Here is a 25,294-nt window from a genome sequence, read left to right as displayed (position 1 = left end):
CATCAAATCCATGCGCGATTCCCGCTCCCAGCCCCGGCAGAGGAAAAAGACCCCCGGTTCCGCTTTTCACTTCTTTTGGAAACTCAATTCTGCTTCAACATGGACTTGGCAGTCTCTTCGTATTCTTTCAGTGCAGCCATTGTTTACACGTTTCCGCAAGCTTCCGGAAATAAATTTGCTCTTTAAACAGAAACAACCATTTATAATCAGAATTACAGAACGTCGTGACCGTCCTTCCCTACCGGTGGTGAAATGAATGGAAGAACGAAAAAAAAGATTACTCTTATCTTTGCTCGCAACTGAAACATTTGCTACAACCGAACAATTTGCCGGTGAACTGGGCGTCTCGGAAAAAACAGTTCGCACTGATCTCAAATGGCTGGATGAATGGCTGCAATCCTTCTCTGATGTCCGCCTCATCCGGCAGCCCGGAATGGGGATTTTGCTGGAAGCCCCTTCACACCGGCGGCAGGCAATTTTGAAAGCGCTATCCGAGAATGCGGAAGGATCTTTCCCATCCTCTTCTTTCAACCCGCAAAATCGCAAAATCCTGATCCTTCAAACGTTGCTGGAGAGTGACGGCTATGTCACCGCCGCACAACTGGCCGACCTGTTTTATGTGAGCAAAGCGACGATCAGCCATGACCTTGCCGAGGTGGAAAAATACTTGTCATCTTTCCGGCTGCAATTGATCCGCAAACCCAACTGCGGGTTAAAAGTGGAAGGGGATGAGCGGAGTCGCCGTACAGCAATGGCCAAATTGGATGCGGAGGAACTGCGAGGATTTCCGCACGGGCAGGGCAGGGGCTACGATGAAGCCCTGATCACAGAGATGATCCGCACCCTGGAGCGTTCCGCAGATTTCTCCTTTACAGATGAAGCTGTCGCCCGTTTGGCCGCCCATCTGGCCATCGCCGTCAAACGGATCAAACTCGGCAAAATCGTCCAATTATCGGCGGAAGAATTGACCGATTTGAAACAGCGCAATGAATATCCGCTCGCGGTCCGGCTGGCGAAGGCCATTGAACAGAAGTTGGCCGTTCGCATCCCGGAAGCGGAGATCGGCTACATGGCGTTACATCTGCTCGGAGCCAAACTCCACTACACTTCATTGGAAAAAGGCGACTCTTTCGAAAACACCTTGGCCAAGCTGGGCCCGGAAACGATGGAAATGGCCGGGAAACTGATCCGCAAAGTAGAGGAGCTCGTCCAACTGCCCCTCTCAGCCGATCAGGATCTGTGGATTGGTTTGGCCATCCATATGCATGCCGCCCTTCACCGGATTCGGCATCGCCTGAGCCTGACCAATCCGATTCTGGATGAAATCAAACGCACGTACCGTTATATGTTTGAAACGCTTGTCTTTGCCGCCAACCCACTGGCCGCTGAATTCGGGAAATCCATCCCCGAAGATGAAATCGGATATCTCACTCTGCATTTTCAGGCAGCGCTCGAACGCTTTAAAGGGAAACAAAAGCGAACGAAAATAATGAAAGCGCTTCTTATCTGCACAACCGGCATCGGCACCTCCCAGCTTCTGGCGGCAAAAATCAGGCGCATCTTTCCGGATTTGCATCTTCTTGATACCGTTTCCATCAAGGGATTGCCAAAAGCGATCGCAGAACACGGCCCCGATCTGCTGATCAGCACCGTGCCGCTGACAAATGCGCTCCTGCCGACGGTTTGCGTGACACCCTTATTTACCGAATACGACCGCGCAATCCTGGAAACAGAGCTGAAAAAACTGTCCGATCAGGAAAACGATCAGCGCCGCTATCCGGTTTTGCGCAAGCTCCTCAAGCCTGAACTGATCCGGCTCGATCTGGAAGCAAACACGCCAAATCAGGTGATTGAACTGTTGGCCGACGAACTGCAAAAACAAGGGTATGTGCATCAGGGTTATGCAGAAAGCGCCCTGGCACGGGAACAACTCTCCAGCACCTGTATCGGCGGGGGTGTGTCGATCCCCCATGGTTTGTGCGACTATATCCAAAAACCGGCAGTGGCCGTCGCCCGGTTAAAGGAGCCCATCGATTGGAATGGCAATCATGTTTTTCTCATCTTTATGCCGGCATTGAAATGGGCGGAGAAAGAAAAGGCGGAGCGCATGTTTGCCGAGCTGGCCGAGCTGGTCGAAAACCCGCCTCTTTTAAACCGTTTGCGCAAGGCAGATTCAGTCGGGCAATTTTTAGAGCATCTGTAAACATCAGGAGGTTGAACGATGAAACTTTTAGCTGTCACCGCTTGTCCGACAGGGATCGCCCATACCTATATCGCTGCGGAGAAGCTGAAAAAAACCGCTGCGGATCTGGGCATAACGATCAAAGTGGAGACAAGGGGTTCAATCGGAGTGGAGAACGAAATTACCCCGGAAGAAATCATGGAAGCGGATGGGGTCATCATCGCCGCAGACAAAGACGTCGAAAAAGAGCGCTTCCGTGGCAAGCGGGTACTGGAGTGTTCCGTCGCCGATGCCATCCACAAGACGGAAAGTCTGATCAAACGTTTTCAAGATGGAGAAGTGCCCGTTTATAAAGACAAAACGGAAAAAGCTGATACGGCAATTCCGGCTGAAGGCAAAGAGCTGAAGCAGGAGTCAAAAGTAAAACGCTATCTCTACCGCGACCTGATGAACGGCGTTTCCTTCATGATCCCCTTTGTGGTGATCGGCGGCCTGCTGATCGCCATTTCCATCGGGCTGGGCGGGGTGCCGACTGACAAAGGCTTTGTGATTCCGGAGCACTCGCTCTGGAAAACCATCAATGATATCGGCACAGTCGGCTTCCAGTTCATGGTGCCGATTCTGGCCGGATTTATCGCCATGAGCATCGCGGACCGTCCCGGACTGGCCCCGGGGATGATCGGCGGCTACATCGCGGCAAACGGCAGCTTTTACGGCAGTGCGGCCGGAGCCGGGTTTATCGGCGGGATTGTGGCCGGATTTATCGCCGGTTATATCGCCAAAGGGCTCAAAGCGCTGAAAGCGCCAAAAATGATTCAGCCGATCATGCCCATCCTGGTGATCCCCCTGCTCACGTCTTTAGCGGTTTCGCTGATCTTCATTTATATTATCGGCGCCCCGATTTCTGCGCTGATGGAAGCACTGACACACTTCCTCAACACGATGCAGGGAGCTTCCAAAATCGTGTTGGCGTTAATCCTGGGAGCGATGATCACCTTTGACATGGGCGGACCGATCAACAAAGTGGCCTTCCTGTTTGGGGCGGCGATGATCGGGCAGGGCAACCCCTACATCATGGGCCCGATTGCCACCGCCATCTGTATTCCCCCATTGGGAATGGGACTGGCCACCTTGCTGAATAAACGAAAATACTACCCCGAAGAGCAGGAAGCGGGGAAGGCTGCCCTGGCCATGGGGCTGGTCGGAATTACCGAAGGGGCGATTCCGTTCGCTTCACGGGACCCGCTGCGCGTCATTCCGAGCATCATGGCAGGAGGAATGGTCGGCTCCGTCATCTCCATGCTCGGGCATGTGGGTGACAGTGTTCCGCACGGCGGGCCAATCGTGATGCTGTTCAGCGCCATTCACAACATCCCGATGTTTATCATCGGCATTATCGCAGGCGTTCTGGTCACCGCCTTTATGGTAAACGCCCTGAAAAAACCAGTCTCAGATCAACAATAGGAGTGAATTACAGTGAACTTGTCCCAACTGATCAACCATGATCTCATTTTGCTCGACGTAACCGCGGACACGAAAGACAGTGTGATCGAAACGCTGGCGGCACAATTGAAGCAAACCGGCGCCTTGCACGATATCGAGGCGTTTAAAGAAGCGATCTTCGCCAGGGAAAATCAAGGACATACCGGCATTGGCTTCGGTGTCGCCATCCCGCACGGAAAATCGGACGCAGTCAGCACTCCCAGAGTCGCCTTTGCCCGGACGGTTTCGGATGTGACCTGGGATGAACAGAGCGGCGAACGGGCACAGTTGATCTTCATGATCGCCGTGCCGGAATCGCAGGCGGGAAATGAGCATCTGAAAATCCTGCAAATGCTTGCGGTCAAATTGATCGATGACTCCTTCCGGGCGAAACTTCTCTCCGCAACCAGCAAAGAAGGCGTGTATGCCCTCTTGACTGAGGAATAGTGACACATCGTTCTGACCAAACCGGGAGCCCGTGATCCAACGCTCCCGGTCATCCCCGTTCTCATCCTCCAAGACCTCGGTATTTTCCAACGAAAGGAGCGAGTCCATTGCATCGCTATCCCATTTTTTTAAAGCCGGTATTTAAAGAGCGGATCTGGGGAGGAACAAGGCTGAAAGAGGAATTCGGCTATGATATTCCCTCCGGGCAAACCGGCGAATGCTGGGCGATCTCCGCTCATCCCCACGGCCAGAGCATCGTGAAAAACGGCCCTTATGCCGGAATGACGCTCGGCGAGCTCTGGTCAGAGAAACCCGAATTTTTCGGCATCAGCGACAAAGCGGACACCTTCCCGCTGCTGACCAAAATCCTTCACGCTTCCAGCGATCTGTCCGTTCAGGTTCATCCGGACGATGCCTATGCCAATCTCCATGAAAATGGCGAACGGGGCAAAACAGAATGCTGGTATGTGATCGATTGCGACGAGGGAGCGGAAATTATCTACGGACATACGGCTCATAGCAAAGAAGAACTGATCTCCCGCATCAAACAGGGCGACTGGAAAACACTCCTGAAACGGGTCAAGGTAAAACCGGGGGATTTTTTCTATGTTCCCAGCGGCACCGTGCATGCCCTGGGCGCCGGCACCCTGATCCTGGAAACGCAACAAAACTCGGACACCACGTACCGCCTTTATGACTATGACCGGACCGATGCAAACGGAAACAAACGGGAATTGCACCTCAAACAGGCGATTGAGGTGATCAATGTCCCCCATGAAGAGGCGAAAGTGGAACCGCATGTAAACGTACAGAAAGGCGGAACCATCACCACCCTGGTTCAGTCCCCGTATTTCACCGTGCAAAAATGGGAGTTGGACGGGGTCTTTCCCCACCCTGTCACTTCAACTTTTCTTTTGACCAGTGTCATCAGCGGTTCAGGGGAATTGAGCCGGGAAAATGAAATCGTTCCGCTGACCAAAGGAGACCATTTCATCCTTCCGGCCGGATACGGTCCCTTTAACATCAGCGGGAAACTGACCTTGATCGTTTCCCGGGTTTGACGGTTTGATCAAAAAAAGCCGGCGGGATTACCCACCAGCCAATATGGTTCGGGGAGGAAAGAAGGCAAAAGAGAGATCGTTTAAATTTGTTACGTCGTTTCAGCCAAGTCTTACTCAACTTCCGTATGATACGGCAAAACATGATCTGCCACTTTGTCAACCACCGGGGATCCCGGTGCCTTTTTTACTGGCACAGACGTTTTCACTTTGCTATCATAAGGTTGCGAGGAAACTTTATCATTTATATCCTGTGACGTCTGTGAAATGAGGGACTGTGCATTGGTTTTCCCGTTAAGGGCACGATCATTCGCTTGTTTCACAACCGTTTGCGCTTGCGCTGTGATGGCGTTGGCGCTTTTTTTGTTTGCTTTTCAAGCTTCGTCTTGCTGCCTGTGCTGTCTTTTGCTTGATTTGCGAGCGTTTCGGCCCGATCATTGTTCGCGGAAACTTTTTGTTTGGCCAAGAAGGGAACAGCTTGTCCTTTGGCAGTCATTTGTTCTGTTTGACCGGTAAAGTCAGACAACAGCTTATCCTTGATCACACCAAACCCGGAGGCAACTTCTTCATTGCTTCCTGAAACGGATGCCGGAGCTTCGGGAGATACCGGCTCCTTTGCTGTTTCAATCCGGTTCACTTTTTCAATCGCTGCCGGTTTGACCTGATTTACCGGAGGTTTTGCCGGAATGTGATTCGCATGCAAACTTTGCGCATGAACCGTTCCGGAAAATGCTCCCCCAGCAATAAACACCGTTGCAGCCAGTGAGCAAGCCATTCCCCTTTTGGGTTCCAAACAGATCAGCTCCTTTCTTTATGTAGTGCGTTAATACATTCACTAGTTTACAAGAAAAAGATAGAAATAAAAAGGTAATATTGCCAATGTTAAAAATATATTCAAACACCTCAAAATCGCTTTCATACTAAGGGACGAATCCCTTTTCCGGTTGGTTGCAGGAAAAGGGATTGTTCAATTTTTGTTCAATACGAATCCATTATTTTACTGACGCGCATGGTCCACACGGTTCAAATCATGCAGCCGGAATCGTTGCAACCGACCACGGGTCTGCGACTCGTCCATAAATGAAAAAAGACCCCAAAGGGTCTTGAGTTTTTTTGGAAAATTTTTCACACATAGAGGTGGAAGTTTTTCTGCAGCGGCCTTTGCGACGTAGAAACCGGGAGCAAAGAAAAGCATCCATCCCCGTCGTCCACCGTGAAGTCTGAAGCACCGCAATCGGATCTTTTCTGATGCCGTCCAAGGCAATTTCTTTGCTCTTGATGCAGGCCGTTTTCTTCTTGTTTATTCCGGTTGATCCTGTGCCTGCACCTTGCCGGTATAGTAATAGACACCGGCATAAATCGTTCCCGTTTCCGGCTTGGTCTCATCTGTATAGCGATAATCCCAGCTGACGACAGTGACGAGGCGTTCATTGTTGTAAAGGTTCTGCAACAGATCGGTAAACTGGCTTCTCGTTGCCTTTACCTCCAGTTTCACCCAAATCGGCTTGAGATCGGGAGACTGAACCAGGTTCAGTTCCTTCGCCAGCTGCTCCGTACTGTACGAATCGTCTGTTATGGTGTCAGCCCCGCTCTTCTGTACCCGGAGCGCTTCACTTATGTCGCCGACCAGCTCCAGATGCAGGGGGACGGCCCCGGCCTTGGTGATGTCCTGCTCCAATTGCACCATGAATTCGGGGTGGTTCTCACCTGCCGGCACTTGTTTGCCCAGTTGCTCCCGTTCAAAATCGGAAAGTCCGAGCGGCAGAGACCAGGTGATGCTCATATATTTTTCATAGCGCTTCAGATTGGCATTCAGCGCCGTTTCTTCCTGCCGCAGCATCTCAAACTTCAGATAAACCGGCCTGATCTCAAAATAATAGAGGATAAGCCACAGAATAAGTCCGATCGCGACCGCACTCAAAAGAGTTGTCCCTGACTTCCATCTCCTTGGGGAAACAGGCTTTCGAATGGCAGTTCCCCCCTTTGTTTCGCATTTTGCTCGTCTTCGGCTTCATCGGGATCTGTCTCTTTCAGATCAAAATGAAAGCGGACGATCACCCCATTTTTATTGTCATTGGTCTTCACCGACAGATCCGTACAGGAATCGCCGATGCAATCAATCCATCCCTGTTGAACCTTGTCACGGTTCCCGTTTACCGTTTTATTGACAAAATCGGATGCAACGGCTGCATCGGAAAACAAGCCCCAGCCATACAGCCGGTTGCCCACGCCGCTCAGTTCAAACAGTTTCGTCTGTGGCGGCAACGAGCCCATCAGCGCCTCGACTCCCTGCTGCCACTCAATGCGCTGCTGATCCGCTTTCCTTACCGTATCCCGGTAGGCAAACTCAGCGCCGTGTTCCTTGAAAAACTTCTTTTCGGCCCGTTCCTTTTCCATCGCATCGTTTACCGTTTTCCGCTTGGACTCCACCCGCTGCTCCATTTGTTCCACTCTTTCCTTCAACTTGTCATTCACCAGTTCGATGCCCGCCACTCCTGACACGAAAATGACAAGAATCAAAGAGAGCCATAGATAAAACCAGCGTTTAACCAGCGGTTGCCTTGGCAGAAAATTCATGGTTGCAGCACCTCCCCCTCGCGCAAAACCAAGCCCAGCGGAACGGAAAGGGAGGTGCCGACCCAACGGGAGGCCTTTTCTCTCAAGCGTTCGGTCATGACCAATTCCGCGGGCGGGGCAACACTGACGGCTGCTTCAGTCTGTTGGTTCAGCCAATGTTCCAGCAGATACAGATCCAATCCTTCTCCTGTGAGAATCCACTGTGCTCCCGGCTTAAGAAAACGTCTTTTCCCTGTTTGATCCATCCACTCTGTCAACCGCGAAAAAAGCGCCCTCCCATAGCGCGCCACCTCCGATTCCTCCTGCAGAACCGGCTTTAACGGATCCGGATACGGACGGTCTGCCCCGTCGAGAAAGAAGGTAAGCGGCAAGTGAAACGGACGGATATCGGTGAATTTTCCATCGACAAAAAAACTGACCTCCACTTCCGTCTTGGAAATTTGCACAATCACCGTATGAGCCGAAGCGATCTCTCTGCTGGCATTGATCCAACGAAATAGCGAAAAAGGAGACAGATCGATATGAGTCGGATCCAGACCGCAATAGCGAAGCACCCTGGTCAAGGTGTCGATATACGACTTGGAAATCAGGGCCAGCAAGATTTTCTGCTCGTCCCCATCGGCCCAGACATGATCGACCAGCTGGTAGTCAAACGCCGGATCGGGAAAAGGCAAATCCAACACAGAAAGCAGGTGCTCCTCAATCCACCTGCGGTATTTCCGCTTGGGCATCTCCGGGACGGTCACGTGTTTGAACACCACTTCATGACAACTGATCCCGACATGAACCCGCTCCGTATGCAATTCACGCCCCAGCAGCGCCTCCTGAATCGTCTGAACCAGCTCTTCCCGCTCCAAAAATGCCGCATCCTTGGACCAGATCCCCGGAAAGGGATGGACGACATACTGCTGAAGCGTGATTCCCCGACGATTCCTTTTCACTTCCGCCAGCTTGAAATAAGAGGGCGATAACTCTATGCCAATATGATAGGCCATACAAAAATCTCCTTTATTCCCTTTCGATCTTTTCCCGGATCGGAGAAAGCAACGCAAATCCTCTCTATTTATTTCACAACTTTATTCGTTCATCCCTCTATTTTTATATCATTATCACAGAAGTTTCCCATTTGTCCATGAGTTCACTGCATTTGAATAGTTGCTTCCGAAACTAACCGAATTCATTCCCGTTTTCGCAAACAATGGAATACATCCATGTCTTTTTGGCGCAACTGACCGGCCAGGAACGGGAATCAAAGGGGGCGCCCCCACATTCTCCCCTTACGACACCTTCACAGAAAAAGACTCCCAAAATCATTCAATCGATCCAGCAAAAAGAATGAAGTATCTTGCATAAGAAATAAAATTATCCATTAATAAACAATTTTTATTTAAAATTTAAAATTTAAAATTTGTAATCTAAATGTAATTAAAACTATCTTGCAAAGCGAAAAGGACGGAGGTAAATTTATTTCGTAAATCTGAAAATGTTATTACAAAAAAAGACAATTCTATGAAAAGCGAGGGATGCGTTTGCAGTTCTTCTACTCCAGGCATTACTTGCCTTACCGCAGAATGATCTTTCTGGCCGTCATTCTCACCCTGATATTCACCTTGTGGCCAGACTGGGTTTATCAGGCCCTGGCTGCACCGGATCCCAAACCGGTGGAAATCGAAGCCTTGCGCACGGAAAACTCCAAAACGTTCCTCAATCCGGACCAAAAGACCTATGTATTGAAGGAATATTCGGAACCGATCCACTATAAGCAAAACGGCAAATGGGCAGATATCGACAACCATGTCGAATCGGCGGGAAAGAGCGCCCTGGACTCGGATCTCCCCTATATCAACCGCGGCAATAAATTCCGGGTCGGCTTTGCAAACCACAGCCGCGGAAAAAAAGTGGTGCGCTTCCGACTCGGACAAGCCGAAGCGGATTTCGGCCTGACCGGCGGAGCAAACACCACAGCACAGAAAAAAGAGAACATGGTTACCTATCCCGATGTGTACCCGGACACCGATCTCACCTACACTGTCACCAACACCGGTGTCAAAGAAGGATGGGTACTGCACAAATACACGGGACAATCTGTATATACCCTTTCCTTGAAGACAAAAAACGTGCAACCAAAAGAACAGGCTAACGGCTCGGTGGCATTTGTGGATGCCAAGGGAAAAACGCTGTTCACCATCCCGCGGTCGATGCGAAAAACGCCACCTCCGACAAGGTGCAGTTTTCCTTGCGAACCGAGGGAAAGAACACCTATATCGATCTGAAACCGGACGATGACTGGCTCAAAGACTCCAGCCGTGCTTACCCGGTTACCATCGACCCGTCCATTTCGGTACAGGGATCGGACAAGACCTTTGACGCCAGCATCAGCAGCGCAACCGCTGCGCAAAATGTCAATTTTGCCGGCGATCCGTATCTCATCACCGGAACCTACACCGATTCCATCTATGGCACAGGAGTATACCGCTCTTACATCAAATTTGGACTTGCTCCCTTATTGAGCTCGGCTAATATTACTTCCGCCAAGCTTACATTGTATCAATATTCAACAACCCAGCCGGAACAAGTTGACCTCTACTCTGTGGCAAGCGATTGGACATCGACCGGGATCAAATGGACCCAAGTGCCTGCAACAGGGACTCTGATCACCAGCACCAACGTTTCTGATGTGGGTTTCTATGATTTTGACATTACCTCTTTGGTCAAACAGTGGTATGGTGGGACCACTTCCAACTATGGGGTGATGTTGCGCCTGAATAAAGAAAGCGACAACCGCAAGTCATTCCGCTCCAGCGATTATGCGACCTATCCTTCGCAAAAGCCGATGCTGACCGTCACTTACACCATCGACCCGATCGGGGTGGAAAGCTTCTGGACTTCCGCCGTCACCAATGTCAACACCTATAACGGCAACTTTTACCTGGAAGATTCCGATGTCAGCATTGATGGGCGCGGCACCGGGCTCTCCATCGACCGTTCCTACAACAGTCGGTCCAAGTCCAGCGGGATTTTCGGGTACGGCTGGACGTCCAACCTGGAACAAAGCCTGAGGATGAGCTATAGCGGGCCGATCGTCTATACGGATGCGGATGGCACCACCCATACCTTTGCACCGGAGTACGGATCGGAGGGAACTCCCACAGGGACGTATAAGGCTTCCGGAGGAGTCAACCTCACTCTGGTGAAAAACGGGGACAACACCTTTACCATCATCACGCCGGATCAGACCAGGTACAACTTTAATTCATCGAAAAAACTGGCCTCGATCGTGGACTCGTCCCGCAAAATAGCTAAAAATAGTTCAGCCAAGTACAGCTTTGACGGTGACAACCGTCTCACCAAGAAGGTCACCCAGGGCGGAAACAGCACCACCACAACGTATACCTATGATGATGCCGCCCAACTCACTACCAAGGTCAGCCAGCCGAACGGCAACACGGTCGAATACGGCTATGACAGCGTGAACCGGCAAAATTCGGTTTCCTACAATGGAACGCAAGTCTACAGCTTCCAATATGACGCGAACAACAATCTCACCAAGGAAACGGACGAAACGACGGGCACATCGACCAACTACAGCTATGACGCCGACAATCGCCTGACTTCCGTTCAGGAGCCGAACAGCAACCAGACCGATTACACTTATGATGCGAACGGCAACGTCACCCAGCAAAAGCTGACCGCCGGCAGCACGGTGATCACGCAAGGATTTGCCTACAACAGTAATAACCAATTGACCAAAATCACGTCCAACGGGGCAAACCAGGCCTGGTTTAACTACAACGAGCAAGACCAGGTGGCCCGCCGCAAAACAGCCGACGGCAACATGACCTTTAACCGCTACAACGGCGCCGAGGACTTGGTGGAACGGGACATCTTCGACAAATACGGCAACCTGCTCTACAGCTTTGTCTACGCGTATGACAACAAGGGGCGGATCACCTCCGTGACCGAAACGGATGGCACCAACCCGCCAAAAACGACGTCTTACCAGTATGACGCACTGGACCAATTGACCAAAGAAACCCGGCCAGACGGAACGGTGATCGAATACACCTATGACGAAACGGGCAACCGTCTCACCAAGAAAGTCACCCAAGGCGGAAACAGCACCACCACAACGTACACATACGATGATGCTGACCAACTCACTTCGGTCAACGGCACGAACTATACCTACGACGCCAACGGCAACCTGACCAGCGATGGCAGCAAAACCTATGTCTACGACGCGGCCAACCACCTGATTCAGGTGAAAGACAGCAGCGGCAACACCATCGCCTCGTTCACCTACCGGGCTGATGGCATGCGCAAAACCATGACCACCGCTTCCGGCACGATCACGTTCCACTATGACCAAAGAAATAATGTGTCTTATGAAACCGATCAAAGTGGGGCGGTTGTCGCCAGCTACACCTACGATGATAACAATCTTCCCGTCAGCATGACCCGGGGCGGAAAAACATACTTCTACCAATTGAACGGTCATGGGGATGTAGTGGCACTCACAGATAGCACCGATGCCGTGGTAAATACGTATACCTACGATGCCTTCGGCAACCTCGTCGGCCGAACCGGAACGGTGGAAAACCCCTATACCTATGCAGGGTACCGCTATGACAAGGAAACCGGATTGTATTACTTGCAAAGCCGGTACTATAATCCAGAGACGGGGAGGTTTTTGACGAGGGATACGTTTGATGGATTTGTAAACGAGCCGTTGAGTTTGAATAAATATGTTTATGCGGAAAATAATCCTATTTCCAATGTAGACCCATCTGGTCAATGGTCTTGGGGATGGAAATCCTATTTAAAAAGATTGCTAAATTCGATTGTTAGTGCTATTTTTAGTGACCTTCGCGCAAATACTTTAACTGATTTGGCATTTTTCTTTACCGGTGGGTTTGGCTCAGCGATTAGATCTTTTATGGGAATTAGGGCTTTATCGAGAGAGCTTCATTTTTTCGATGTTCATTTTGGAAGGTTAGTATTTAGAAGGTCAATCTTCTCCTTCATACGTGGAGCGATAGGTGGATATGCATTAGGCAAGGTAGCAAATATTGTAAGTTATGTTTCTTCAGTTGGTAATAAGTTGTTTGCATATGAAACTTGGTTTGATCATACGAGAATTGGTAGATATATTGACAATAAATTAACAGTAATAGAAAGATATCTTCACCGATTGGTGAATAGATGGTGATATTTAGAAGGCTGTTGACCAATGTCATCAGCCTTTTTCTAAGAAATTGTTATTATTAAAAACCAAAATATTGGGGGATTTGTGATGGCAGTCTACCTTTATAAACGCACTTCAATTTTACTCATGATTATTTTAGATGTCATTACATATAATTTCTATTCTTGTTATTGGTATTTTTCTAGAAGGAAAATGCTTAAGTCCGATTTTTCCGAAAGGGAAATAACTTGGGAACCTTATTTTTTGTTGATCGTTAACACTTTAAATTTGTTATTAATTCTTATTGAGGTGTTTATGATAGATAAAAACCCTTTGATGTTGGTTGGGATTTGGATAAAACATAAAGATATATTTATGATAAATGGCTTACCCCCATTTACCATAATCGCTTCAATCATTGTTGCTTTTCGATACAGGGCCATCTTAAATCTACAGGTGATTTCAGGAAGAATAAGTGGGTTCTTTACTTTTCTTTTTCAAGAGTTTTATCTTCAATATTGGATCAACAGACAAAACGAAATATCTTGATTTTAATTTCACGGTTTAACCCCTCCTCGTATAGTTAATTTAAGCCCACCAAAATTGTTACAGCCGTCTTATAATTGACCTAGGATCGCCGAAAAAGAATTGACCCACTCCCGTCGAATAAATCCCCTTCGAAACGAAAACGCCAATTTTCTTCGGAGGGGGACTTATGTTAGGGAGTGGGACTGTGATTAAATTACACGAATTGAAGGCGACTGGCAAGAGTATTCGGGAGATTTCGAGAGAAGCGGGATATGCCCGAAATACCGTTCGGCGGTATCTCCGCACTCAGGGGCTTCCGGAGCGGAAGCCCCGGCCGATGATGACAACAATCTGCCTGTGAGCATGACCCGGGGCGGGAAAACGTATTTCTACCAATTAAATGGTCATGGCGATGTCGTCGCACTCACCGATAGCACCGGTGCCGTGGTAAATACGTATACCTACGATGCCTTCGGCAAACTCGTCAGCCAAACGGGTACCGTCGTCAACCCCTATACCTACGCAGGCTACCGCTACGATAAGGAAACCGGATTGTATTACTTGCAAAGCCGGTACTACATGGGACGGTCTTTAACCCGGTTCGGTTCCACTTCACCCGTCATTTTGTATGGAAGTTTGGTAGGCTTGTCTGGAAGCAAGATAGAAGCGATCGCCAAGACAGCGGTATTTTGCCGCTGTTTCTTGGAACCGTGAAAGCGGCTTGGGCGCTGCCACCCACCATGACCCGATTCTATTATAACAAAAGGGTTCTCATACTCCTAATCGCAAAAGGCGCCGTAATCCACCAATTTGGTGATGCGTACTGTGATTCACGATCCCCTACTACATGAAACCGCAGACTGAGTTCCAATTTGTGATGATCGGGATGAGATTGCCCAGTGGTGCAAACAGATTCTCTTGAATGATAATCATGTGGTCATAATTTTTGATTTTCATTTTCTCATCTCCTTGTTGTGGTTAATTTGATTATACTCTGATAATTAGTAAAAACCTACCCAATGGGTGCACTTTAGCAGAAAAAGGCTTCTAATCGCCTCTTGTGGTCTATCATAGTGCAGATGACTTTTTGATTTTCCGCCGTTTTTACATCTTCCTTTTTAAACGAAAACGCCAGTTCGTCCACATAGAGAGAAAGTCGAAAGATCAGAAAAAAGTGAATCTGAATTAAACAAGATTAACGATTTCATCATTTTTCCATGATATAATCACAGTAAGGAGGCATTCGGATGGATGACTTGATTAAGTTTTTGCAGGAGGAATTCGCGAAGATCCACGAGAAGATGGATCAGCGTTTTGAGAATATCGACCAGGAGTTGGCCGCGATCAAGATGCGACTTGGTGATGTGGAGCGGGTGGTCAGAGAATCTGCAGAGGATATTCTCGAAAATCAAGTGGAGGAAGTGGCTCGCCACAATCTTCATGAGGACAAAATTCAAGCATTGGAAGCTACCACGTTTCGGATTGACAAATCGGTACTGGCATTGAAGAAACGGGTAGAGAAACTGGAAAAAGGAAAGTAAATTGGTATTTCGGTATTGGATTGGCGAACACCGGAAGCTTCGAAAAGAACCCAAGGGTTGTTCGGAAACGCCAAAGCCCGCAAAAATAAAGGGGAATCAGGCTTTTGGGATGGAGGTGATCCAGTTAAAAAATCCCGAAACTTGGGCAAATCGAGGAGGTGTTCGGAAAATCACGGATAAACTCAATAACATTAAGGAGTACAGTGAACGCTGGATCAATAAATACACCTCAGGAGAGAGGATTGAAACGGCTCTTGAATCCATGATCGATGCTAGTGGGCGGGATCAATAAATACACCTCAGGAGAGAGGATTGAAACTGGATCAATACAGACGCAGATAAGCCTCATAAAAAGGATCAATAAATACACCTCGGGTAGGAGGATTGAAACAGGGTACGGTCTTCGTCTTCTAAGATAACAAATAAAAAAAGCGACTTCGCTATCGCTCTTCAATAAAAAACTTGACTATCGCTTCCTTTGATTTCTTAAAAAGCTTGCCCCTTTTTTGGGACAGGCTTTATTTTTTCTTTAGTAAGGAGTAGAAGGAACGATTCTGGGCCTAAAAGAGACGCTCGACACTCCTGATAAAATAAAATGACCGCTCCGCCATAAAAACGGAGCGGTGAGAACTGTATTTCAACGATGGATCGACATTCATTTTACCACAACGAGGGGTAATGAAAAAGAGATTTTGGCGAACAGATCTTTCAAAGAAACTGATTAGGATCCATTAAGGGACTGGGGTCTTCTACAGTGAGGGGGTTTTTTTGCTCATTATGTCCTTTTTCATTTATTCACTGTGCGTATTAATAGTGAGGGGGAATTTTTTTCATGATTTTTGCGCGAGCACCCCTGTTGGGCTCGTATATTAGAAATGAGGGGATAAAAATATCCCCGTTTATGTGACAGAAGCTGATTTGCCTCGTATATAAGGAATGAGGACGTCCAACTCTGGGCGTCCTTTTTTTGATCCAAAGGAGGGATTTGATGAGACAACCGGTGACTTGGGAGCAGTTAGGTATCATCTTGGCCATCATCTCTCTTGTTGTGGAGTTGATGAAATAAGCTGCCCGGAATACCTGGGCAGCTACTTTAAATCGATGTGAGCGAGAATCCATGGATGGGAGGAAAAAAATTCACTCCCGTGTGTGCAATTGGGTTTTCGCGTCGGTAATGTATATTGAACGACAAAACTAAGGGGGCCACACCATGGGAAACAAATATATCACCTGGGAGCAAGTGATGGTAATGATCGGACTAGCCCAGATTCTGATTGAACTGTTGAAGAGATAGAGGGAAGCCGCCGATTGTTCAGAGAACCCCCAAAAAAAAGAGGCTGCCCCATCGAGGGTAGCCTTAGGTTTCGGGGTGATTTGGATTCTGACGCTTCATTTCTTTTATTCGGGATTTTGATTCATTTTTTGACCATCCTATGATAAAATGTCAAGTAGATCGAAGCAAATTTCGCTTCTTTTTCTTAAAATCAAAAGTTGCGTAAAACATACCTTTTCCGCAACCTCTACATAAATCGCGAACGAAAAAATCGAGTCTCACGGAGGTGCTAAGCGTGAAAAAAAGTTGCGTAAAACTCATTGATGCGTTTTTAACCCATCTCGAAGAGGAAGGAATGAGTCCAAAAACGATTCGAACGTATCGAAACATCCTTTCGCAATTCGAAAAATTCGTCACGAAAAATGGTGGCGACTTGAATAACCTCACTCGGGTCGATATCCAAAGTTATATGAATGACATGGAACAGGAAGGCAAAAAGCCATCCACGATCAACAACCATTTTGCTTGTTTATCCTCTTTTGCTCGGTTCCAGAAAAAAACCTATATAATGGAAGGAATTCGTCGACCAGAAGTTCGCAGAACCCAGAATATCGCGCCCAAGTCGCTGGATCGCAATGAGCGAAACCGAATTCTGCGGGAAGTGGAGAGAGAGGGGAAGCGAAGAAATATCGCCATCGTTTACATGCTGCTCTATACCGGATTGAGGGTATCCGAATTGGTTGCCTTGAACCAAGAGGATGTCACCATGGGAGAGCGATCAGGGAGTGTGCTGGTGAGAGAAGGGAAAGGAAGTGTCTCCCGTCGGGTCCCGTTGCCGGTTGAGGCTCGTTTTCATCTTAGACGGTATCTGGAGGAACGAAGAGAGAAAGGGACACTCGATTTACCGCCCCTGTTTCTCTCCAATTATCAGAAACGGATCAGCGAGAGAAGTGTCCAGGACATGCTAGCCAAAAAGTTCAACATCCACCCCCACATGTTACGGCATACCTACGGCAGGGAGCTGGTGGCTAATGGAATCGATATTGCCACGGTTGCGGAACTGATGGGGCATTCGGATATTAATGTAACCCGACGATATGCAAAGCCAACGGAGAGGGAATTGGAAGAGGCGGTATCAAAAGTGTTTGGATGAAAGAAGCTGCCCTGGTATTTTGGGCAGCTCTATTGATAATAACAGGGTATTCAATGTCCGGTTATTCACTTGAAAAAGACTGCTTCAAAACCGATTGGAGCAATTGTTCTGCCGCTTTTTGACGTTGAATGATGGTTTCTTTCAGACGGTCACAAAAGGTCATGAGTTGATCAACTTTGGCGACGATCCGTTTTTGTTCGTTTAGGGGTGGTAACGGAAACGGGAAGTTCACGATCTTCTGCTTAGAGATATTTGGCTGAGCACCGCCCATACCTAGTCTAATTAGACTGGATCGAGATGCTTTTAAAAAGTAAAATAAGTACTTATTTGAAATCAAAAAAGGAGAGCATGCGCAACAAGCCTGATTGGTAGTAGCTTCAATCTCTAAAATACCTACCTTTCCAATCGTAGCACCATACATTGCTATAAGTACTGAACCTGGTTTATTGACCCGTAATGAACACTCTTTTAAAGCCAGCTCCGTAATTTTCTCTTGAGAATCCAATATGTAGCCATCATTAAGTTCTCCTGTTTTTAACCAATGAATTGTACCATTATAATATTGAGGGTTTGTCCGATTAGGTGTAGCCCCAGCTCCCCAATCTCCTATCTCACCTAATCTCACCCACTCCCATCCCTGCGGAATCTCATAAGGAATCTTTTCTTGCTCAATCGGTGGCAACGCCTTCTGCTTTCGAACCTTCCCCTCTTTTACCAACCTATTTTTCTCTTCATCAATCCTCTCCAACAACACGGAAGCCGGTTCATCATTCTGGTCCTGCGGCACCAACTTCCCCCGTATCGCCGCATCCAAAATTAGCTTCCTTAATTCCTCCACAGCTTCCGGTGTATCGAACAACGTCTCAAATTTCTCTATCAGCATCTTATTTCGACCCTTCCAATATCTTGGCCAGTTCCTCTTTCAACTGGTCTTTCACTTGTTGAACCTGAGCCACAGCTTCTTCATATTTCTTAAGTGCTTCTTCTGGGCTTAACAATTCTTCTTCCTCGGTGTGAGGATTCTTCTGATCCAAGTTGTATCCCTGTTTAATAATATCCTCCACCGTTACCTTCCAGGCATACTCATTCTCAACCCGATTGTTCCACCACGCTTTTTCCCTGTCAAATTCTTCAATTCGAATTGGTTTTGTCTTGGAATAAGACTTCATGCCTTCAGGATAAGGATGCTCAAAGTACCAAATTTCTTTGGTAGGCTTTCCTTTCTCAAAGAACAAGAGGTTGGTCTTAATCCCCGTATACGGAGCAAAGACCCCATTTGGAAGTCGGACAATAGTATGTAAGTTGAATTCCTGCAAGAGTTTCTCTTTGATTCGTGTCTTTACACCCTCTCCAAACAGGAATCCGTCAGGCAAAACAACCGCAGCACGGCCATTGTCTTTAAGAAAATGCATGATCAAGACCATGAACAAGTCGGCTGTTTCCTTTGTTCTAAATGAACTTGGGAAGTTGGCTTGAATGCCATCTTCTTCGACCCCGCCAAACGGAGGATTGGTGAGAACCACGTTCACCCGTTCGGCCTTGCTGTAATCCCGGAGTGGGCGAGCCAAAGAGTTTGAATGAACGATGCTAGGAATATCCACTCCATGAAGGATCATGTTGGTTGTAGCCAGAATATGCGGAAGCGGTTTTTTCTCGATCCCTCTGACTGTTTTCGCGATGAGTTCATGTTCTTCCACCGATTTCACTTGTTTTTTCAAGTGATCTACCGTGTTGGTCAAGAAGCCTCCAGTGCCACATGCCGGGTCCAACACTACTTCCCCGATTTGAGGATTGACCATGTCCACCATAAACTGCGTAACGGCACGAGGGGTATAGAACTCCCCTGCATTGCCGGCAGATTGCAGATCTTTCAGGAAGCTTTCGTAGATATCGTTAAAGAGGTGCCGATCTTCCGAACTGTTAAAGTCGACCTCGTTCAGTTTATTAATCACCTGACGCAACAACGTTCCAGACTTCATATAGTTAAAGGCATCTGCAAAGACTTCCTTTACCATGAAACCACGAGGGTTATCTTGCGGAGTGTACGGAAGATTCTTCAATGTAGGGAACAGCTTGTTGTTGACGAAGTCCAAAAGTTCATCCCCCGTCATCCCTTCATCATCCGCTGCCCAATCACGCCACCGGAAATCTTCTGGGATGGGAGATTGATAGTTGTCCGACAGCAGCTCCATCTCTTGGTCTTTATCATCCAAGATTTTCAGGAACAGCATCCAGACTAGCTGGGCGATGCGCTGTGCATCGCCATCCACCCCAGAGTCTTGACGCATGATATCCTGAATCGACTTAATTACATTGGTGATTGTCATATCCTGTCTTCCCTTCCTCTATGCGCTGTACAATCGCTTCTTCAACTGCTGAATCGTTTCAAGGTATTTGTCTTTGCCTTTAAAGAGTTTAATAATTTCAACCGGAGACCCGATCTCGGTAAAAGGAGCAATCCGAAGGATCTCCATCGACTCAATATCTTCGATGCCACCTTCAGCATAACGGTCTAACAAGGCATCAATCACACGTCTGGCCTTCGCCTCATATTTATCAAAGTAGCTGTCCTGTCTGGCCTTCCTAGCCCGTTCACTTCGAGTCAAGGGTTTTTGATCAAAAGCCACATGGCAGATTAAGTCAAAAACATCATATTCTTTGCCCACTTCTTCTTGAAGCGCATCCAAATGTACTCCTTGTTCCAACAACTCCTTAATAATGATTTGTTTTTTCTCCGCTTCATTCCACTTTTGAATAAAATGATCTAAAGACCGATACTCTTTTTTAATGGTTTTCTTCGTATAATCCTTTAAAGACTCCGTAATCAGTTTACCATCAGGTCCGTAAAACTGCGTACGTTCAACAGACACCTTGACTTCTACATCATCAACATAGGGTTTATAGTTTGGCCCTCTTTCTCCAGGTTCCCTTTCGTCTGGTTCCGTTTCCACATCCTCTGGTGGAATGATAGGATCATGATTTCCAGGTTCATACACCTTGACAGGGTCCCCGTCAAACTCGGGATCGGCAAACAAATTGGTCACATTCCGGAAATCCATAATGGTGAAATAATATTTATCGTACTCTTCGTTCACTCGGGTTCCGCGGCCTATGATCTGTTTAAACTCTGTCATAGAATTGATATTCGCGTCAAGCACAATCAGCTTGCAAGTTTGGGCATCGACTCCTGTTGTCATCAATTTGGAAGTAGTAGCAATGACAGGGTAATCACTATCTGGATTGATAAAGTCATCTAGCGCAGCTTTCCCCTCATTGTTATCTCCAGTAATTCGCATGATGTACTTATGATTTTTGTTGAACAGGTCCCCATTTTCATTAATTAAAGCACTGCGCATCCGTTCTGCATGATCTACATCGACACAAAATACAATAGTCTTCTGGAAGCGATCTGTCTTTTTCAGGTATTCCGTCACTTTTTTGGCTACTAATTCGGTTCGCTTTTCCAGAACCAGTTTCTTATCAAAATCACGTTGGGTATAAACGCGATCTTCGATTTCCCTACCAAACTTATCCTTTTTCCCTTTTTCCGGTCGCCAGCCCTCCAAATCCCGATCCAAGCTAATACGAATCACGCGATAGGGGGCCAAGAACCCGTCATGAATCCCTTGTTTCAGGGAATATGTATAGATCGGTTCACCAAAATAATGGATATTGGACACATCTTTTGTTTCTTTTGGAGTTGCTGTTAAGCCGATCTGAGTGGCTGAAGAGAAATACTCCAGAATCTCCCGCCATGCCGAATCTGCTTTGGCGCTCCCGCGATGGCACTCATCCACAATGACCAAATCAAAGAAATCCGGAGAAAATTCCTTATAGATATTCTTCCAGTCCTCTTCTCCTGAAATGCCCTGGTACAATGATAAATAGATCTCATAAGATTTATCAACCCGGCGATTGCGAATCTTTGTCATCTTATCCCCAAACGGACTGAAATCATTGGTCATGGTTTGATCTACCAGAATATTTCTGTCCGCCAGGAACAAAATCCGTTTTTTGACTCCTGATTTCCAAAGCCGCCAAATAATCTGAAACGCTGTATAGGTTTTTCCGGTCCCCGTCGCCATTACGAGTAGAAGCCGCTTTTTTCCATTCGCTACAGCTTCTATGGTTCGATTAATGGCGATTCGTTGATAGTAACGTGGTTCCTTTCCCCTTGAATCAATAAAATACGGTTGAGCGATAATTTTTTCTTTTACAGAGTCGATCCCTTTCCACTTTTTAAAGCGTTCCCAAAGTTCTTCAGGAGAAGGGAACTCATCCAGGGTGAGAACCCTTTCTCTTTTCCCTTCTACAACTGTCCTGTCATGTTCAATAAAACCAGTGCCGTTGGAGGTATACGCAAAGGGAATATCCAACATCTCAGCATACTCCAACACTTGCTGCATCCCTCCACCCAAAGGCAGGGTGTCTTTTTTAGCTTCAATGATCGCAATGGGGAGATTGGGATGGCCTTTAGGATAAAGTAGATAATCGGCCCGTTTCTGTTTTTTTCGTCTCACCTTGTTTCCATGAACAACAATTTGTCCCTTGGTAAAAGTGACTTCTTCCCAAACCTGTGTCATGATGTCCCAACCTGCACGTTCAATAGCCGGAGTAATAAATTTCGTGCAGATATCTCGCTCACTGAAGCCGCTTTTCCCCATCTGTCCACTCTCCTCCTCATAGTCAATAAACGCCATGATCCCCATTTTTCCATACAAATCCTTAAGCTGATGCCGATAGTGGTTTTGTGCTGCCTGAATGGCACGATCTTGTTCCACCAACCACAGATCCCCAATAACCACCAAAAAATTGTATCCATGTAGGAATATCACCCTGTACAGAAAAAATTGTCTAAAAAGTTAAAACTAAAAGCATAAGTAGATTAGTTAATACAGGAAAGATAGTCTAATTCCTAGGAAAAACCAAAACCATCCCGATTTTAAAATTATCCACGTCTCAATAATATCACCACTTTGAATATAGTTTTTATTATATTATCTCAAAAGTGTATAGTATTGTAGGATTAGTCTGACCGCAAAGTCCATATGGGTTTTCAGGCTATATTCGTTACGCGGCTAAATTCATTGCTGATTTTTTGGATGCCAACAAAAAGGATTTGCATCCCACCGTCCAATTTTGATGTTGAACATACAAACTTCCTCTCCTTTTTCATCACTATCGATACATTCGGAGAGAAACAAATGTTTCTAACCCTATTCACGGTTTTGTCAGAAATGGCTGCAACACAGAGGAAGAGAGAGGGGAGAGGGTTAACATTATCAATCCGTGGTTTTTGGACAAAACGATAAAAAACAAACCGCCCAGATGTGAGGCGGTTTTTTATATCAAAAAAGCCTACCCATTGGGTAAGCTCTATTCCATATAGCGAATATACTCCTTCAAGATCTCGCCGCACTCAACCTTGATCCACAAACACTTTGCATAAAGATGAGGCTTGCGGTCTTTTTTTATTCAATTCCCAATAGAAAGAATAGCGTCTTTCATTTTGGGGGTTTGGGTTTTCTTAACTTGATGGAACAATCAACTACAACACTCATTTACTGCGTACCATTAAATTGATTGCTTCCTCTAGAAGTTTTTTGGTATTTGCATTTTCTCCTTTTTCCATCTCTTCTCTCAAACATTGCTCCAAATTATGAGTGAGAATATACGCGATCGACCGGTCCACAGCTGAACGAATCGCGGATAATTGCGACACGACCTCTTTACAGTCTTTCTCTTCCTCCATCATGCGCAAAACCCCGCGAACTTGTCCTTCTATACGGCGCAACCGTTTTTTCACACTGTCATCATACAGCATCGTCTTTCCCCCCCTTACTTACTTTTTTGATCGGCCCTTTCCAATTCATGAGTCCGCCTTTAAGGTGAATCACTTGCTGGAACCCGAGCTTACGCAATTGCCGGGCGGCGATCGCACTTCGAGAACTGCTTCTGCAGTACAGATAAATGTTTTCGCCTTTGTCCCAGGCAGCAACCCTTTTCTTTAGTGAATCGATTTGGCTTAGTGGGGTATTTATAGCCCCGGGTATATGACCGGATTGAAATTCATGTTTTTCCCGGACATCAAGCAAATGAATTTTTTTGTTTTCAATGAGCTTCAATAATTCACTCGGGCTGATTGTTTGTATGCCCCGATTCATAAGATAAAAATAAAGAATCCCACCTAATAATACGATAATACCAATAAAAATACTATTCATATATAGTTTCCTCCTGTCTTAGAGAAAAAATCCCCCCATGAATGGAGGAATTAAAGAAAATCGAACCAAATTTTCACCGATGTCGCAACGATGACGATTGACAAAATCACTTGCAACGTTTTGGGATTTACCTTTTTTCCGACCGTGGCTCCCAATGGTGAAGCAACGATACTGGCAATGACCAGAACGATGGCCGGGATCAGATCAATCTGCCCTGTGACAATTTTAGCCGAGGCGGATCCAACGGAAGAAATAAAGGTGATAGCCAGCGAAGTGGCAATCGTCATTCGAGTAGGGATTTTCAAAACGACCAACATAACAGGAACCAGGATAAAGGCCCCGGCTGCACCAATGATCCCAGATGCAATCCCGATGATAAATGCAGATATTATAGCTAAAGGAACATGAAATTTCACTTGATTCACCGGAATATCATCCAGTCCTTTTTTGGGAACAAACATCATCAATGCCGCAATCGTTGCCAAAATGGCATAAATCAAATTAATTTGTCCTTCACTAAGCAATTTGGACCCGTATCCACCGATAAAGCTCCCGATTAAAATGCTGATCCCCATGTAAAGAACGAGAGACTTATTCAGGTAGCCTTCTTTCCGGTAAGCAAGCACTGCTGTGAGGGTCGCAAAGAATACTTGAACCGCCCCAATTCCCGTTACTTCATGAGCAGTGAATGCAGTAAAGCCCAGTAAAGGAGGAACATAGAGCAGCATCGGATAGTTAATAATGGATCCTCCAATCCCCAGCATTCCGGAGGTAAAAGAACCAATAAATCCGATGAAAAAAATGAGTATCATTAATCCTATATCCATATCCGGACACTTCTTTCTTAGATAAACAAGTTAATTTTTGCCTCGTTTGCTTCTGCAAGATAAGATGCAACGCCAGCATACTCAAGTCCATCAATCAGTTCTTCTTTCTTAATTCCCAGCACGTCCATCGACATGGTACAGGCTACCATTTTAATATCCAGTTCTTTTGCCATTTCGATGAGCTCTTTTAAAGTCGTAATGTTTTTCTTTTTCATGGTGTATTTCATCAATTTGGCTCCCAAGCCACCGAAGTTCATCTTGGAAATCCCCAACTTTTCAGGCCCTCTTGGCAACATCTTGGCAAACAGCTTGTCCATAAAGGATTTTTGTACAGGTACATATTGCTCTTTACGAAGAATGTTCAATCCCCAAAAGGTAAAAAACATGGTCACTTGGTTTCCCATTGCAGCAGATCCCGTTGCAATAATAAAGCTGGCAATCGCTTTATCCAAATCACCGCTGAATACGATCAAGGTTGATTTATTATCTTCCATTACTATCTCCACTCCCATTTGATATTTTTAAATGAGATGATCTCCTTCATGGACAGGATGAAGGAGATCATCTTTGAATCCCTTAGCCCTTTTGAATCCAGAATTTATACACACCGTTATCTTCGCGTTGTTCGATCACTCGATGCCCGGCTGTTTTGGCCCAGGCAGGGATGTCACTTAAAGCGCCTGAATCCGTTGTATGAAGTTCTAAGATCTGGCCTGGTTTTAACTCATCGATCGCTTTTTTGGTGCGAACGACGGGCATAGGGCAAGAGAGTCCTTTTGCATCTAACACTTTATCTGGGTTCATCGATAAGCCCCCT

Annotated in this window: 19 protein-coding genes and 2 pseudogenes; 9 read left to right on the top strand and 12 right to left on the bottom strand. The window is 46.7% G+C overall.

The window, feature by feature from the left end; translation table 11 throughout:
* Positions 1-256: 256 nt before the first annotated feature.
* From I8U19_RS11060 to manA, 3 genes and pseudogenes are all read left to right on the top strand, one after another.
* Complete coding sequence (locus tag I8U19_RS11060) at positions 257-2,203, top strand: BglG family transcription antiterminator (protein WP_198055933.1); 1,947 nt, start codon at positions 257-259, stop codon at positions 2,201-2,203.
* A gap of 18 nt (positions 2,204-2,221) precedes the next feature.
* Positions 2,222-4,111 (top strand): annotated as a pseudogene (locus I8U19_RS11055) (fructose-specific PTS transporter subunit EIIC).
* Positions 4,112-4,218: 107 nt separating this feature from the next.
* A complete protein-coding gene (gene manA, locus I8U19_RS11050; protein ID WP_033099791.1) occupies positions 4,219-5,172 on the top strand; it encodes a mannose-6-phosphate isomerase, class I in 954 nt (317 codons plus the stop codon).
* 316 nt (positions 5,173-5,488) lie between these two features.
* Here the strand turns inward: manA and I8U19_RS11045 are convergent, their stop codons facing one another.
* The 4 genes from I8U19_RS11045 to pilM all read right to left on the bottom strand — a co-directional run bounded on the left by I8U19_RS11045 (position 5,489) and on the right by pilM (position 8,741).
* Positions 5,489-5,962: a hypothetical protein gene (locus I8U19_RS11045; protein WP_033099789.1), complete on the bottom strand. Its 474-nt coding sequence runs from the start codon at positions 5,960-5,962 to the stop codon at positions 5,489-5,491.
* Positions 5,963-6,469: 507 nt separating this feature from the next.
* A complete protein-coding gene (locus tag I8U19_RS11040; RefSeq protein ID WP_198055932.1) occupies positions 6,470-7,090 on the bottom strand; it encodes a hypothetical protein in 621 nt (206 codons plus the stop codon).
* Positions 7,087-7,746 carry a hypothetical protein gene (locus I8U19_RS11035; protein ID WP_033100326.1) on the bottom strand — a complete coding sequence of 220 codons (660 nt, stop codon included), beginning with the start codon at positions 7,744-7,746 and terminating at the stop codon, positions 7,087-7,089. Before I8U19_RS11035 ends, I8U19_RS11040 begins: the two co-directional genes overlap by 4 nt.
* On the bottom strand, positions 7,743-8,741 hold the full coding sequence (gene pilM, locus I8U19_RS11030) for a type IV pilus biogenesis protein PilM (protein WP_033100327.1): 999 nt from the start codon (positions 8,739-8,741) through the stop codon (positions 7,743-7,745). Before pilM ends, I8U19_RS11035 begins: the two co-directional genes overlap by 4 nt.
* A gap of 528 nt (positions 8,742-9,269) precedes the next feature.
* Between pilM and I8U19_RS11025 the strand changes: the two genes are divergently transcribed.
* The 6 genes and pseudogenes from I8U19_RS11025 to I8U19_RS11000 all read left to right on the top strand — a co-directional run bounded on the left by I8U19_RS11025 (position 9,270) and on the right by I8U19_RS11000 (position 17,426).
* Entirely contained in the window at positions 9,270-10,019 is a 750-nt protein-coding gene (locus I8U19_RS11025) for a hypothetical protein (protein WP_198055931.1), read from the top strand.
* Positions 9,983-12,955 carry a DNRLRE domain-containing protein gene (locus I8U19_RS11020; protein WP_198055930.1) on the top strand — a complete coding sequence of 991 codons (2,973 nt, stop codon included), beginning with the start codon at positions 9,983-9,985 and terminating at the stop codon, positions 12,953-12,955. The genes I8U19_RS11025 and I8U19_RS11020 overlap by 37 nt, the downstream gene beginning before the upstream one ends.
* Positions 12,956-13,646: 691 nt before the next feature.
* Positions 13,647-13,796 (top strand): annotated as a pseudogene (locus I8U19_RS11015) (IS21 family transposase); the annotation flags it as partial.
* 26 nt (positions 13,797-13,822) lie between these two features.
* Positions 13,823-14,173 carry an RHS repeat-associated core domain-containing protein gene (locus I8U19_RS11010; RefSeq protein WP_198055976.1) on the top strand — a complete coding sequence of 117 codons (351 nt, stop codon included), beginning with the start codon at positions 13,823-13,825 and terminating at the stop codon, positions 14,171-14,173.
* A gap of 533 nt (positions 14,174-14,706) precedes the next feature.
* On the top strand, positions 14,707-15,000 hold the full coding sequence (locus I8U19_RS11005; RefSeq protein ID WP_198055929.1) for a hypothetical protein: 294 nt from the start codon (positions 14,707-14,709) through the stop codon (positions 14,998-15,000).
* A gap of 1,568 nt (positions 15,001-16,568) precedes the next feature.
* Positions 16,569-17,426 carry a tyrosine-type recombinase/integrase gene (locus tag I8U19_RS11000; RefSeq protein WP_198055928.1) on the top strand — a complete coding sequence of 286 codons (858 nt, stop codon included), beginning with the start codon at positions 16,569-16,571 and terminating at the stop codon, positions 17,424-17,426.
* Positions 17,427-17,487: 61 nt separating this feature from the next.
* Here I8U19_RS11000 and I8U19_RS10995 read toward each other — a convergent pair whose 3' ends face one another.
* The 8 genes from I8U19_RS10995 to I8U19_RS10960 all read right to left on the bottom strand — a co-directional run bounded on the left by I8U19_RS10995 (position 17,488) and on the right by I8U19_RS10960 (position 25,281).
* Entirely contained in the window at positions 17,488-18,309 is an 822-nt protein-coding gene (locus tag I8U19_RS10995; RefSeq protein ID WP_198055927.1) for a restriction endonuclease subunit S, read from the bottom strand.
* A gap of 1 nt (position 18,310) precedes the next feature.
* Positions 18,311-19,753 (bottom strand): type I restriction-modification system subunit M, encoded by a 1,443-nt coding sequence (locus I8U19_RS10990; protein WP_198055926.1) that lies wholly within the window; start codon positions 19,751-19,753, stop codon positions 18,311-18,313.
* Between the two features lie 18 nt (positions 19,754-19,771).
* On the bottom strand, positions 19,772-22,090 hold the full coding sequence (gene hsdR / locus I8U19_RS10985) for an EcoAI/FtnUII family type I restriction enzme subunit R (protein WP_198055975.1): 2,319 nt from the start codon (positions 22,088-22,090) through the stop codon (positions 19,772-19,774).
* Between the two features lie 893 nt (positions 22,091-22,983).
* Positions 22,984-23,250 (bottom strand): metal-sensitive transcriptional regulator, encoded by a 267-nt coding sequence (locus tag I8U19_RS10980; RefSeq protein ID WP_198055925.1) that lies wholly within the window; start codon positions 23,248-23,250, stop codon positions 22,984-22,986.
* Positions 23,240-23,650 carry a rhodanese-like domain-containing protein gene (locus I8U19_RS10975; RefSeq protein WP_198055924.1) on the bottom strand — a complete coding sequence of 137 codons (411 nt, stop codon included), beginning with the start codon at positions 23,648-23,650 and terminating at the stop codon, positions 23,240-23,242. Before I8U19_RS10975 ends, I8U19_RS10980 begins: the two co-directional genes overlap by 11 nt.
* Before the next feature lie 50 nt (positions 23,651-23,700).
* Positions 23,701-24,477, bottom strand: a complete 777-nt coding sequence (locus I8U19_RS10970) for a sulfite exporter TauE/SafE family protein (RefSeq protein ID WP_198055923.1) — start codon at positions 24,475-24,477, stop codon at positions 23,701-23,703.
* Between the two features lie 17 nt (positions 24,478-24,494).
* A complete protein-coding gene (locus I8U19_RS10965) occupies positions 24,495-24,971 on the bottom strand; it encodes a DsrE/DsrF/DrsH-like family protein (protein ID WP_198055922.1) in 477 nt (158 codons plus the stop codon).
* 82 nt (positions 24,972-25,053) lie between these two features.
* The gene (locus I8U19_RS10960; protein ID WP_198055921.1) at positions 25,054-25,281 is read right to left on the bottom strand and encodes a sulfurtransferase TusA family protein; all 228 of its coding nucleotides are present in this window, start codon (positions 25,279-25,281) and stop codon (positions 25,054-25,056) included.
* Positions 25,282-25,294: the final 13 nt, after the last annotated feature.

This window comes from Thermoactinomyces sp. CICC 10523, from assembly GCF_016055105.1.
GTDB classification, from domain to species: Bacteria; Bacillota; Bacilli; order Thermoactinomycetales; family Thermoactinomycetaceae; genus Thermoactinomyces_A; species Thermoactinomyces_A daqus.
This window is presented reverse-complemented; position numbering and strand designations above follow the sequence as displayed.